This window comes from Ethanoligenens harbinense YUAN-3 (assembly GCF_000178115.2).
Classification (GTDB): domain Bacteria; phylum Bacillota; class Clostridia; order Oscillospirales; family Ethanoligenentaceae; genus Ethanoligenens; species Ethanoligenens harbinense.
In genome coordinates this window covers 502,138-514,965 of the sequence record NC_014828.1, presented here as the reverse complement: position 1 = coordinate 514,965, position 12,828 = coordinate 502,138, and the positions used below count along the sequence as shown (strand labels likewise).

Annotated in this window: 13 protein-coding genes; 2 read left to right on the top strand and 11 right to left on the bottom strand. The window is 48.0% G+C overall.

Annotated features, from left to right (window positions below; all coding sequences use genetic code 11):
* Window positions 1-65 precede the first annotated feature (65 nt).
* Together ETHHA_RS02480 and ETHHA_RS02475 are read right to left on the bottom strand one after the other, a co-directional pair.
* Entirely contained in the window at window positions 66-737 is a 672-nt protein-coding gene (locus ETHHA_RS02480) for a restriction endonuclease (RefSeq protein WP_013484443.1), read from the bottom strand.
* A gap of 72 nt (window positions 738-809) precedes the next feature.
* A complete protein-coding gene (locus ETHHA_RS02475) occupies window positions 810-3,827 on the bottom strand; it encodes a type I restriction endonuclease subunit R (RefSeq protein ID WP_013484442.1) in 3,018 nt (1,005 codons plus the stop codon).
* Window positions 3,828-3,933: 106 nt separating this feature from the next.
* On the opposite strand from ETHHA_RS02475, the gene ETHHA_RS02470 reads away from it, so the two are divergent.
* Window positions 3,934-4,515, top strand: coding sequence for a restriction endonuclease subunit S domain-containing protein (locus ETHHA_RS02470; protein ID WP_013484441.1), 582 nt, complete (start codon window positions 3,934-3,936; stop codon window positions 4,513-4,515).
* Here ETHHA_RS02470 and ETHHA_RS02465 read toward each other — a convergent pair.
* Both ETHHA_RS02465 and xerA read right to left on the bottom strand, forming a co-directional pair.
* Window positions 4,504-5,040, bottom strand: coding sequence for a restriction endonuclease subunit S (locus ETHHA_RS02465; protein WP_013484440.1), 537 nt, complete (start codon window positions 5,038-5,040; stop codon window positions 4,504-4,506). The genes ETHHA_RS02470 and ETHHA_RS02465 overlap by 12 nt on opposite strands.
* 13 nt (window positions 5,041-5,053) lie before the next feature.
* Entirely contained in the window at window positions 5,054-6,046 is a 993-nt protein-coding gene (gene xerA / locus ETHHA_RS02460) for a site-specific tyrosine recombinase/integron integrase (protein ID WP_013484439.1), read from the bottom strand.
* Window positions 6,047-6,123: 77 nt separating this feature from the next.
* On the opposite strand from xerA, the gene ETHHA_RS02455 reads away from it, so the two are divergent.
* Window positions 6,124-6,747: a restriction endonuclease subunit S gene (locus ETHHA_RS02455; protein ID WP_049776526.1), complete on the top strand. Its 624-nt coding sequence runs from the start codon at window positions 6,124-6,126 to the stop codon at window positions 6,745-6,747.
* Here ETHHA_RS02455 and ETHHA_RS02450 read toward each other — a convergent pair.
* From ETHHA_RS02450 to ETHHA_RS14290, 7 genes are all read right to left on the bottom strand, one after another.
* The gene (locus ETHHA_RS02450; protein WP_013484437.1) at window positions 6,736-7,302 is read right to left on the bottom strand and encodes a restriction endonuclease subunit S; all 567 of its coding nucleotides are present in this window, start codon (window positions 7,300-7,302) and stop codon (window positions 6,736-6,738) included. The genes ETHHA_RS02455 and ETHHA_RS02450 overlap by 12 nt on opposite strands.
* Window positions 7,299-8,333, bottom strand: coding sequence for a virulence RhuM family protein (locus ETHHA_RS02445; RefSeq protein ID WP_013484436.1), 1,035 nt, complete (start codon window positions 8,331-8,333; stop codon window positions 7,299-7,301). Before ETHHA_RS02445 ends, ETHHA_RS02450 begins: the two co-directional genes overlap by 4 nt.
* Window positions 8,320-9,825: a type I restriction-modification system subunit M gene (locus ETHHA_RS02440; RefSeq protein ID WP_013484435.1), complete on the bottom strand. Its 1,506-nt coding sequence runs from the start codon at window positions 9,823-9,825 to the stop codon at window positions 8,320-8,322. Before ETHHA_RS02440 ends, ETHHA_RS02445 begins: the two co-directional genes overlap by 14 nt.
* Before the next feature lie 135 nt (window positions 9,826-9,960).
* Window positions 9,961-10,182 carry a helix-turn-helix domain-containing protein gene (locus tag ETHHA_RS02435; protein WP_013484434.1) on the bottom strand — a complete coding sequence of 74 codons (222 nt, stop codon included), beginning with the start codon at window positions 10,180-10,182 and terminating at the stop codon, window positions 9,961-9,963.
* A gap of 470 nt (window positions 10,183-10,652) precedes the next feature.
* Window positions 10,653-12,056 (bottom strand): relaxase/mobilization nuclease domain-containing protein, encoded by a 1,404-nt coding sequence (locus ETHHA_RS02425; RefSeq protein ID WP_013484433.1) that lies wholly within the window; start codon window positions 12,054-12,056, stop codon window positions 10,653-10,655.
* Between the two features lie 12 nt (window positions 12,057-12,068).
* Window positions 12,069-12,404: a plasmid mobilization protein gene (locus ETHHA_RS02420; protein ID WP_013484432.1), complete on the bottom strand. Its 336-nt coding sequence runs from the start codon at window positions 12,402-12,404 to the stop codon at window positions 12,069-12,071.
* Window positions 12,405-12,460: 56 nt separating this feature from the next.
* Window positions 12,461-12,697, bottom strand: a complete 237-nt coding sequence (locus tag ETHHA_RS14290; RefSeq protein WP_013484431.1) for a helix-turn-helix domain-containing protein — start codon at window positions 12,695-12,697, stop codon at window positions 12,461-12,463.
* Window positions 12,698-12,828: the final 131 nt, after the last annotated feature.

The window sequence follows — 12,828 nt, the reverse complement described above, 5'->3', positions numbered from 1 at the left end:
GATTTTTTTGGGTTTTTGCATTTTGTGCGAAAATATTTCGAATTTAGCGCGAAAAGTTTTCGGATTTAGCGCGAAAAGCTACACTGAATGTATATCAAGTTAAAGCCAAATTTATCTTCCTGAACGATACCATCTACACCGCCATCCCCCGTCTTGCCTGTATGACGAAAACTGCTTTCATCCGGATATCCGTATCCAACCGCACGAATTAAATCAATTACAAGCAGTTCGAATTTTTCTGGAGATAGGGTCATCACTTTTTCGTAAAGATCATCTGAAAGCTTTGATAGTACCATCTCATAGTCTTGCTTTAGCTGCTCTTCCGGCGTCTCTGGTGTAGCAAGATCACAGGGGGGATTGGAAACAATGTCCGATTGTGAAGATGAAGCAGGTTTCGGAGAAGAAAAAGCCCGAAAAGAATCAAACTTGGAAAGGTAATGCCCATCAATAGCTAATGGGTTTTCACGAACAACCTGCCGCCCCGTATCAGTTATTTGCATGATACTACGGGCGGGGCTGGAAATTAGTCCTGCCTTTTTCAGATAGGTAGAAGCCCAGCCAATCCTGTTTTTATATACTAACTGGCCGCTTCCCGGCAACAACTCCTGCCGATCCTCATCAGTAAGATGAAAGTATTCAGCAAGATTCTGCTGAATTTCTTTGCTTTTATGTGTTTCTCCATCTGACAAGCAGACTAACAACGGCTTCATAAATTCATTATATTTTGGAACGGCCATAAACGTATCTTCTCCGTCATTTCTTAATTAGTTTAAGCATACAATATTCTATATTCATTTTCAGATCGAACCCTATGCTTCATCTGTCCATAGCTCGCACTGCGCCAGCACAGTCTGAATCGCATCCTGCATCCCATCGGGGGGATATTTATATTTGCGTAACAGACGCTTAACCATCACACGCATTTGGGCACGGGCGCTCTCTTTTTTCTGCCAGTCAACGGTTCGACTGCGGCGCAGTGTATCTGCTAATTCTTTGGTCATATGCAGCAACTGGTCGTTGGTATAAAAATCTTTTACTGCTTCTGGACGGGTAATGGCGTCGTAGAATGCCAGTTCCTCCGGCGATAGGCCCAGCGATGCGCCGGTTTGGTGCGCTTTTGCAATGTCTGCTGCCATCTTTTGTAACTCTTCAATTACTTCGGCATTGGTAATTTGTCCATTGCGATAGGCGTTCATGAGTTTCTGCATGCGGTCAGAGAATTTTTCAGCCTGAACCAAGTTGGTATGCTGATATGCGGAGATCTGCTCCGCCAGTAGCTTGCGCAAGAGCTCCGCAGCCAAATTTTTCTGCTTCATTCGGCTGATTTCTTCCAAAAAAGCTGGATCAAACAATGAAAATTCCGCGCTTTGCTCTCCAAACAGATTGATAACGCCCTCGCTATGCACACTTTGTTGCAACATCTCATTGATGCGGTCGTTGATCTCTTTCAGCGACAACTTTTGGGTGCCGGAAATGCGACTTAACGCAACGCGCACAGCTTCAAACAACGCAGATTCCATGCGCTGCTCCCGATTCAGCAGGCTCTGGCAAAGTGTACGCGCCTGTTTGAGTAGCAATGCTTCTGTTGCAAACGTCTTTTGCGTATCTGCGTTCTTACCCAAAACAAAATTAATGCAGCCCGCAATCAGATCAGCGCGCTGGCGGTCATTGCTCGTCTCAAGCAGAAATGCAGAATAATCAAACCCGTACAGCAGCTCTCCACAAACGCGCAGCTTTTCCTCGAACTTTGGCAGCGCAGTTTTGGCAATATCCAAGTTGCCGTAATTACTGCGGTCGCGCACGGTGTAATCATTCATTGCCCGCTTGAGTGCACGGGCAATCCCAATATAATCGACTACGAGCCCGCCCTCTTTATCTCGAAAAACGCGGTTGACACGCGCAATGGCCTGCATCAGGTTATGACCACTCATGGGTTTGTAGACGTACATTGTGGCAAGGCTGGGGACATCGAATCCGGTGAGCCACATATCCACCACAATCGCAATTTTTAGCGAATCGTCATTGTCCTTAAACTTGCGCGCCAGCTCTCTTTTATAGCTTTTATTGCCAATAATGTTCCGCCACTCTTCCGGGTCGTTATTTCCGGATGTCATGACCACCTTGACCTTTTTCTGCCAACCCGGCCGTAATTCCAATAGCTTATGATAGATATCAATGGCAATTGAGCGGGAATAGGCGACGATCATCGCCTTGCCGGTAAGCAAGTGCTCGCGGTTTTGCTCATAGTGTGCGATGATGTCACGGCAAAGCGTATCAATGGTTTCAGGTGCAGAAAGGATGGCTTCCAGATTACCCAACTCTTTTTTACTGCGTTCAATGTCCTGCTCGTTTGCGTTTTGTGCCAGCAGTTCATAGGTCGTATCAATTTGACGAAGGACATCCTCCTTCAGGCCGAGGTTCATCACGCGGCTTTCATAATAAACAGGGCGCGTCGCGCCATCTTCTACAGCCTGCGTCATATCATAAATATCAATGTAATCGCCAAAAACCGCACGCGTGTCGCGATCTTTAGAAGAAATCGGCGTACCTGTGAACCCAATGAACGTTGCATCCGGCAAGCTATCGCGGATAACGCGCGCTGCGCCGACAACTAACGTTCCATCCTTTTTCACGCGCTCTGTTAGGCCATATTGGCTGCGATGAGCTTCATCCGCCATCACAATGATGTTGCGTCGTTCACTCAGCGGTTCGTGAGCCTCTTCAAACTTCTGCATGGTGGTAAAAAAGATACCGTTGGCTCGCCGCCCGGCCAACAGTTCTTTCAAATGTTCGCGGCTTTGAGCGTGCTCCGGCGTCTGGCGCAAAAAATCTTTGCAGGCAGAAAATTGTCCATAGAGTTGATCGTCCAAATCGTTTCGATCAGTAATGACAATAATGGTGGGGCTGTCCAGCGCCTGCTGGAGCAGTGCGGCGTAGAACACCATCGAAAGGCTTTTACCGCTACCCTGAGTGTGCCAGAACACGCCGCCCTTACCGTCAGTCTCCACCGCATGGCGAGTTGATTCAATGGCTTTACGTACTGCAAAATACTGGTGGTAGCCTGCCAGTATTTTGTGATCTTCCGGTATATCCTGTGAAAAGAGAATAAAGTACCGCAGGATGTCCAGAAAACGCCTTGGCTCCAGCATTCCGCGAAAGAGCACGTCATAACGGGCGAATTGTGTTTCTTCATAATCGCCGTTCACCGTTTTCCAGTCCACAAACCGGTCAAACTCCGAGGTGATCGTTCCCACTTTGGAATCGATCAGGTCGCTTATGATACAGAAAGCGTTATATTGAAACAGTACCGGGATCTCTTTCATATAGTTTTTGATCTGCCGGTAGCCGTCGGAAAAATCGGTATCTTCGCGCATACAGGTTTTTAATTCCACTACCACAAGAGGCAAGCCGTTGACAAAAACCGCCACATCTGGCCGTTTCGTCTCATGTTCCGTTATCGTCCACTGGTTGATGGCGCAGAACATATTGTATTCCGGGTGTTCGTAGTCTATTAAACGGACAAGCTCGTTTTTCGTTTCTCCGCCCTTTTGGTAAGTAACCTCTATGCCATTTTGCAGCCAATCCATAAACCGCTTATTTTTCTGTAGAAGTGTACCATGCTCGATATGCGTCAGCTTGTGAAGGGCCTCTTCCACCGCCTGCCGATCAGCCATCGGGTTAATGCGGGGAAGCTGTCCAGTGAGCGCATCCAAGTAAAGCGGGTTATGAAAATCCCGTTCTACATCCGGGCCATAGAGCTTAGCGTACCCCAGCTCTTCCAGTAAAATCATAACGGCATTTTCAAAATTGGCTTCGGCATAAGGCATAGGATCACTTCCTTGACCTATATTTTACCATAAATCCAGCGAATTGGGCGAAATCCCTTCCGGGTGGAGTATACAAACCATTGAGTACCTTGCCGAGAAAGTCGCAATGGGGCCTTTTGGCTCTAACATAAAGGTAGAGACCTTTGTAGATAGCGGTGTTCCAATTATTAGCGGCAATCACCTGCGAGGGCTTTATCTTGACGAACTGGAATATAACTTCATCACGGAGGAACACGCCCGACGGCTGTCGAACTCGCTTGTCCGTGCTGGAGACATTATATTCACCCATGCGGGCAACATTGGTCAGGTGGCATTGATTCCTGATAACTGCGACTACCCCTATTATGTCATTTCGCAACGCCAGTTTTATCTTCGCTGCGATAAGAAAAAGGCACTACCAGAGTACATAAACTACTTCTTTCACAGCCGCGTGGGGCAAGGAAAGCTGCTTGCTAATGCTTCTCAAACTGGCGTGCCCTCCATTGCCCGTCCGTCATCACACTTGAAAGGTATCTCAGTAGTTCTGCCGCCCATTGAGGTACAGTTAGACTGGTTCGAAACTGTACGTCCCATGTTGCAAATTCTTAATGGCAATAACAAGGAAAATAAAAGGCTTGTCTCTCTCCGCAACATGCTTTTACCCCGCCTGATGTCCGGCGAACTGTCAGTTGCCGATTTAAGCCGCTAAATGATGATTTATCGCTGTATTATTTGCAATTTTATCATCCAACGCCCGCAGAATTCCTGCAATTTCAATTTGCTCCTCCAACGGTGGAGCATAAAACTTTGTGTCATTCAAAACACTCAGCTGTACCCGCTGGCGTCCCGAGCTACCGACCATTGATTTGATTGCCTTATCTCGCAGAATAGGACTTTGTGCTAAGTAATAAATAAAATCCTTATCGCTGATTCCGGGTCTTGCCCGCATCACAATAAATTCCGTCGAGCCGAATCCAACTTCGCCCTGATCCAGAATATTAACCAAGGCAGTTTTTCCGTTTTCAAGGCACGGCGTGATACGTGCCATCAGTGTATCACCATTACGAAATTTTGAGCCACCGTGAAAAGGAGAAAATTCATATGAAGAGACATCTCTTGTAAAGGGGAGCAGGTGCTCCATTGCCACTTTTTTGGCTACTACACCTTTAGTGATGCTTTCCCGCGGGTTAAAGTCAATAAAATCCATAGCCCGTACCAGTTTCCATTGATCCATTTGTCATGCCTCATCATCCAATAAATTTCCTGTGAGAATTTTTTACATTTTCTTGATTAACCATTGCATAGTGCATGGTCGTATCTATTTTAACATGACCGAGAAGGCGCTGCACCTGCTCAATAGGCATACCCTTGTCGATAGCCCGCGTGGCCAGTGTTCGTCGGAACTTGTGCGGATGAACCTTCTGCAATGCGGCATTTTTGCCAATTTCACGAATGCGTGTTTCCACGCCACCTATCAACAATCTTTCGTGCGGACTTGTAAGTGATACAAACAGCGCCGGGTTATCGTCGCTCCGGCTGTCCAGATAATTACGCAAATGAATCTTGGTGCGGGCATCAAAATAGACCATTCGCTCCTTTCCGCCCTTCCCCAGTACCAAACATTCGCGCTCGTGGAAGTTCATGTCTTCGCGGTTTAACTGTACCAGTTCGCCGACACGCATGCCCGTCGAGGCAAGCAGGTCAACCATGGCCAAATCGCGAAGTTCATCACAAGCATCCCTAAGTTTTTCCAATCCTTCATCCGAAAATGTATCTTTGATTGTTTTCTCTGTCTTAATTTTATGAATACGGCGAACCGGGCTTTTCAGTATGTAATCTTCATCTTCCAACCATCCAAAAAAGCTGGAAAAGATACGCCGCATATTATCTATGGTTACTTTGCTGGAATTCCTTAACTTTTGGTAGTTCGCAAGATAGATACGCAAATCGCCGGTGTCAATTTCTCTCACTGGTTTTGCAATATCAACGATCATGTGCCGAATGGTCGCATCGTAATATTTAAGCGATTTTTCAGAGCACCCTTCCACACGTTTTGCCGAGATAAAAATCTCAAGTAATTTTGGATTGCCTGTAATGTCTTCTTTTTCGGTGGATTTCTTCTCTACAATTTCTACATTATGGAAACAGTGCGTCAATACTCGCCGCAATTCCTCCACCTGCGCTACAGATAACATTCGAGACATATACGTCTGAATTTCCGTTATCAGTTTATCCTTCATATTTTTTCCTGCCTTTCTATAGAATATAGAGGTTAGCGCAGGCAAAGAGGAGTGTAATAAATCATCATTTAGAGCAGATGGCACAGGCCATTTTCAAGTCATGGTTTGTGGATTTCGAGCCATCGAGGCCCTTTACTGAGGTTGTTCAGGTTTTGAGTGGCGGAACGCCTAAAACAGGAACAGAAACGTTTTGGAATGGTGTGATTCCATTCTTTACGCCCAAAGACGCCTCTGGCATCTTTACGCTGACCACGGAAAAGACGCTTACAAAAGTAGGCCTTTCCAACTGCAACAGTCGGCTTTATCCCGTCAACACAGTCTTTTTGACTGCCAGAGGTACTGTCGGAAAGCTCGCTCTTGCTGGTCGCCCTATGGCAATGAACCAATCGTGTTATGCCCTTGTCGGGACTGAAGGTTTGGGACAACATTATGTTTATCATCTCGCTCAGCACGTCGTGGAAAGCCTTAAACACAAAGCCACCGGAGCAGTTTTCGACGCAATCGTCACAAGAGATTTTGAAAGTGAGATTGTGCCGGATATAACTACCGCTGAAGCCCGTTCATTTGAGGAAAAAGTCGCTCCTATTTACGAAATCATCCTTAACAACTCGAATGAGAACATACGACTCGCTGAATTACGAGATTCTCTCTTACCCCGCCTAATGTCCGGCGAGCTATCTGTTGCCGATTTAGGCCGCTAAATGATGATTTATCTTTGTGTTTTCGGAAATCTGTGCATCGAGGGCCGATAGTATGCCGACAATATTAAGCTGTTCATCAAGCGAAACGGGGTACGATATTTCAATTTCTGAAAGTAACCGTTCGCGATTAAGCTCGGTTTGCCCCGTAGAGCCTTCGTCCAGTTGCAATATCTCAGCTTGATGAGCTTTCATCGCATAGCCGAGATATCGCGGCACTATGTCATTTATTGCGCGCACGATTATCATATGACCATCAACAATTGTCGGACAAGGAACGCAATACAATTGGGCAACACGCCCTGCCGTTCCGGTGCCCGTTGAGTTAATCAAAATATCGTTATCACATAGATATTTTCCATATGGTACGTTTCGCTTTGAAAGATCGTGCAGCCGCGATTCTGTGTAGCTTATTGAAAAATTGCGATTGCATTTTTGGTTAAGAACCCTCACCGTCGTTTCGCTTTCATATGGTGCATAAACGGGAGGGACGCCTTTAGTAATATAGCTAACAACGTTACGAAGGGGTTCGGTTTTCCACACAGAGGTCGTACTCATCCGTCTCCGTCCCTTCTTGTTTTCTTCTTACCCTCCAGCCGTTTCTGCGTATCCTTAATGCTTGCAAGGAAGTCCCGCTCGGCGGGCGAAAGATTGCCTATAGATTTCTGACGATATTTTTTATATTCGGCCTCCGCTTTTGCAAGCGCGGCTTGATGGCTGACTGTGCCTGCACCGGGCAAAATGCCCTTGCCGTACCGTTTCGCGAAATCGTCCAATTCTACGACCCAGTCTTTCATATACATCGGCTGATGCTGCATTGCGCGAAGCTCCGCAAGGTCGAAAAATGCGGACACCATACGGTTTAGCGTAGAGAGTTCCTCTTCAGTTAGATAATTCTTTGCAATACTCACTTCGCCCTTTGTAGGGTGCTCGCCCGAAAAAGTCGTCAAACCCATAAAAGGCAGTTCTGCGTTGGCACGTTCCGAGATAATCTCGGCAGCCGTGTGGCCATGGGCCGCAAAATGGAGCTTATTCTGAACAATTTTGAAAAATTCCAATGATTCCGGCGTTCTTGGGTCATAATCCACACTTGTAGCATAGAGATCAAGCACCTGACGGTAGAAGACCTTTTCACTGGATCGGATGTCCCGGATACGTTCCAGCAATTCCCGCCAGTAATTGCCGCCGCCTGCTTTTTTCAGCAGGTCGTCGTTCATCGAAAAGCCTTTGACAAGGTACTCTCGCAGGATTTCCAATGCCCAGCGGCGAAACTGCGTGCCACGCAGAGATTTCACGCGATATCCGACCGAGATAATCACATCGAGATTATAATACTTAATTTTTCGACTAACCTCGCGTGCGCCCTCGCTTTGAACTGTCAAGTATTCCTTGACAGTTGCCGATGAATCCAATTCTCCCTCTTCAAATGTATTGTTGATATGCAGGCTGATATTTTGCTTCGTCGTTTGAAATAGGTCCGCCATCTGTGTCTGTGACAGCCAGACGGTCTCATCCTCCATACGAACATCTATCTTTGTATGTCCATCCTCGGTCTGATACATGACAATTTCTGGATTATTTGATGTCATACCCAATCGCTCCCAGTCTTTTCCGAATTTCTTCCTCCAGCTCATGCGAGCGTTTAAACATTTCAGAGAGTTCACTTGTCAAACGATCCATCTTTTCTTCAAATGGTTCGCAATCGTCTTCTTCCGCAGCCAAGCCAACATACCGGCCAGGCGTGAGAATATAATCCTGTTTGGAAATCTCTTCTACCGGGACAGCAGCGCAAAAGCCCGCCTCATCTTCCAGCGTACCGTTTTCAAAGGCCTCAAAAGTATCGCTGATTTTTGAGATGTCCTCTTTGGTCATTTCGCGCAGGCGGCGGCTGACCATCGTGCCCATGTGGCGAGCATCGATAAACAGCATTTTGCCCGGCTGCTTTTTTGCACGGTCCAAGAACCACAGTGATACCGGAATCTGCGTGGTATAAAAAAGCTGCGGCGGCATGGCGATGATACCTTCCACCAGATCATCCTCCACAATGGCCTTGCGGATGGCGCCCTCTCCGCCGTTTTGGCTAGCGAGGGAACCATTGGCTAATACCATGCCAATCCGGCCTTTGGCGCTCGTATGGAAGATCATGTGCTGCATCCATGCAAAGTTGGCATTGCCCGCTGGCGGCTGACCGTATTTCCAACGCTGGTCATCGGCCAATTTGTCCGCACCCCATCCGGAAAGATTGAACGGCGGATTGGCAAGAATATAGTCTGCCTTCATCGTCGGATGGCGGTCGTTAAAAAAGGTGTCCGCCGCAGCTTCTCCAAGATCGGCGTCGATCCCATGAATAGCAAGGTTCATTCGGCAGAGCTTCCATGTGGTAGGGTTGGAATCCTGCCCGTAAACGGACAGGTTTCGAATATTGCCCGCATGGGCTTTCACAAATTCTGCCGACTGTACAAACATTCCGCCGCTGCCACAACAAGGATCGTAAACACGCCCATCAAATGGCTTGATTACGGCTACCAGCGTGCGTACCACACTGGCCGGCGTATAGAATTCCCCTGCCAGCTTGCCCTCCTGTTCCGCAAAGCGCCCAAGGCAATATTCGTAGGTGCGGCCAAGCATGTCCATCTTACCGCCGGTTTCTGCAATGGTAATATTGGTAAACAGATCGACGACCTCACCGAGACGGCGTTTGTCCAATTCCGGGCGCGCAAAAGTTTTAGGCAGCACGCCTTTCAGACTTTTGTTCTCACGCTCAATGGAATCCATCGCATTGTCAATGATCTTGCCGATCTCTGGCATATGTGCCTGTGCCGTGATACTTTCCCATCGAGCGGACGGCGGCACATAAAAGACATTCTGAGAGGTATACTCGTCGCGATCTTCTTCATCCCCATTCTTATCTTTTACCAATTGGTTATACCGAAATTCAAATCGATCCGAAATATATTTCAAAAAAATAAGGCCTAAAATGACGTGTTTATATTCCGCAGCATCCATGTTGCCACGCAGGATACAAGCCGCGTCCCAAATTTGTTTTTCAAAGCCGGTTTCTGCACTGTTGGTTGTGGCCACAATGACTTCCTCCAAAATATTTCGCGTATGCCATGTTGAAGTGAAAGCAATAGTGTTAATGGCAAAAAGCGCGATTATTTTCTGTATATATGCAGTATAGCACAAGAGCTGCCACGTGACCACTGAAACTCGACCCTACTTTGCTCGGCTGTATGCCATCCTTTCGTCCGTCAGCCCTACCAGATAGTCTACACTTGTTTTGTAATAAATTGCCAATCTTACGGCGGTTTGCAGCGGCACATCCCGTTCACCACGCTCGTATTTTGCATAGAGCGACCGATCACATTTCAGATACTCTGCTATTTGTTGCTGGGTCAGGTCATGGTCTTCCCGCAAATCTCGAATTTTTAGTCGCATTACTATCACCCAGTTTATTATAAAATGGGCCAATCTGGCCCATTGACATATTGGACAAATAGTCCCATAATATGCATGGGTGATGAAAATGCCAGATTATAAAGAAATGTATTTTTCCTTATTTAATTCGATTACAGACGCCATTGAACTTCTAAAGTACGCACAGATGAAAAGCGAAGAACTTTACATAAAATCGGCCGACGATGCTCCTATATTAAGCGTTTTCAAAGGCGAGGGAGAAGCAACGTCCAAGCCCAATGCAAATAGCTGAGACTGCATGTGACGGGAGGCAGGGCAAGCGATGGAAAAGTATATACTTTTCCCCGTTTTTGCAATTTTCCTGATACAGGAAAATTCAAAAACTTCGCTTGTTGGGGGATACCCCCAAACCCCGTGTTTTCTCCGGAAGCCTCGTGCTCCAATACAAAGCAAAAGGCTGTCCTGAACCGGGGCAGCCTTTTGCAAAACCGTTATCTTTCAATATCGCTTGAGCGCTGATTTTCCAAAGTCTTCTCTGACTGCCGGAGCAGCCGTTCCGCATTCCCCTGCACCGTCCGCCATTCCAGCATTTCCTGTTTGGTCTGTTGGTACTCTGCGTAGAGCGCCTTCTTTGGGGCTGAAAGTTCTGCGTTTTCCATTTGCAGCGCGCTTATATCCGGGCGTTGGTTCAAGTGAAAAGCGGCCAGATTCCGGCGCGCTGCCTCATAAACCAATAGATCGGCCTCGTAGGCGTCGCGGTAGGCATCAGGGCGTTTGCTTTTTCGATAAGCATCGTAAACCGGCTTGGTTTTGAGATAGTCCGCGTAATTTTTGCGAAGCGCGGAGTTTTCTTTCAGCCGTCTATCCGCAACTTTCATCTGCTCCAGCCCATCGGAAAAGGAGCTTTGCAGTTCCGCGACCCGCTGCTGTAGCTGCTCCATATCGGAAATACCGTGTTCGGACAGAAAATTCATTGTCCGGGCCATTTCTTTGAGATTGAACAACTTTGCCCAGTGCTCATAACCGGGGCCTTTGCCCACCTGCATTTTCGCCTGTATATCCACCAGCCACTGAATTGCGCCGACATGCTGGGGGAGCTTCTGCGGCGCAGGTTGCCGTACTTGCTCCATGAGCCGCTCGCAGAGCGCCTGTTCCGTGTAGTTGGCCCCTAAGGTTTTGGCGCGTGTGAAACGCTCTTGCCCCACAGCACGAAACGATATGTATTTGCCGCGCTTGATTTCATAACCCTGTTTCCGCATCCGCGCGAGCAGCATCTCAAAATTCTTGCAATCGGGGAGCGCCTCGTCAATCGTCCGGCGTAACAGGGCTTTCCAGCTCGTCCCTTTGCGCTCGGCGACCCATTCGGCATAGTGCTTGCCTTTGGCGGCGGGATGTTCCACCACGGAAAGCCCATATTTCTGACAAAGCTGGTCGCTGATACGTTGCACGGCTTTGATGGAATAGCCGTAATTGTTGAATTTATGGGTGCAGTCCAGCGTGGTGGAGTTGAAAATGATGTGGTTGTGAGCATGGGCCTTGTCGATATGCGTCGCTACGATAAAGGCGTGCTGGCCTTTTGTAAACTCCATCGCCAGCTTGTAGCCAATCTCGTTTGCCGTTTCCGGCGCAACCTCGCCCGGCTTGAACGACTGTCTGATCTGATAGGCCACCACGTCTTTCCGGGCGCTGGATGTTCGCCCAGTCAGGTCAGTGTAAATTTTCTTGGAGAAAGCGAATTCCACATCCACGGTTTCCGGGCTGCACTCATAGGCGGAGATCAGCGCCCCGCCACGCGTCTTGGCCGGATTCATGGCATAATTCGTATGGGCTGAGATGGCGCGCGTGATGCTTTTGCCCGCGCTGCCATGCATGGGGATGATGCGAGTCGTTCCCAAACTGTCACCCCCTCAAGTCAGTTTTGACAGTTCCCGCAGAACGTTCCGCACGCCACTCCAGACTTGGGAGTAGCCCTGCTGCAAGTCCTGCATATCCTCGAAATAAACGCTGTGCGTTTCATTGATCCGGCGGGCAATCTGATTGACATTGTTGGCTGTGACGTGCATCAGGCGCACCAGATCTTTCAACGTGGTAATATCCAGCCGGATAATATAGCCGTTGAGCGCCATTTTCCGCAAATAAGCGGACAGGTTTCGAATGCCGGCCTCCTCACAGCGTTTCCCAATCAGCCCTCGTTCTTTTTCTGAAACTTTGAAATAGATACCAACGCCGCGTTCTTTTGCCAACGCTGCTCCTTTCCCAAAATGCGGAAAAGCGGCCTGTGCGGCCGCCTTCCTCTCTGCTATCGGGCATCCACCCGACGGATGCCATTGACAACCGGCTGTTTTGCCTCCTGCTTCGGATGCAGAAGATATTCGAGCAGCACCTGCTCACAGATCAGATACTTTCGCCCCGCCCGGACGCAGGGCAGCTCTCCGTTGATGCACATGGTGCGGATGCGGTAACGGGTCAGTCCGGGCACGAGCCGAGCCGCTTCCTTGATGGTCAACATTTTGACGGGATGTAATGCAGTCTCCAACGAATCCTCCTATGTCAAACAGTTGGTTTCGTCAGGCATAATAGCATCGAGTTGGGATTGTATGCTTTCATTGCCAGGAAATACAGTATACCACGCCGCAAAATTATTTGCAATACTATATTGCATTTATT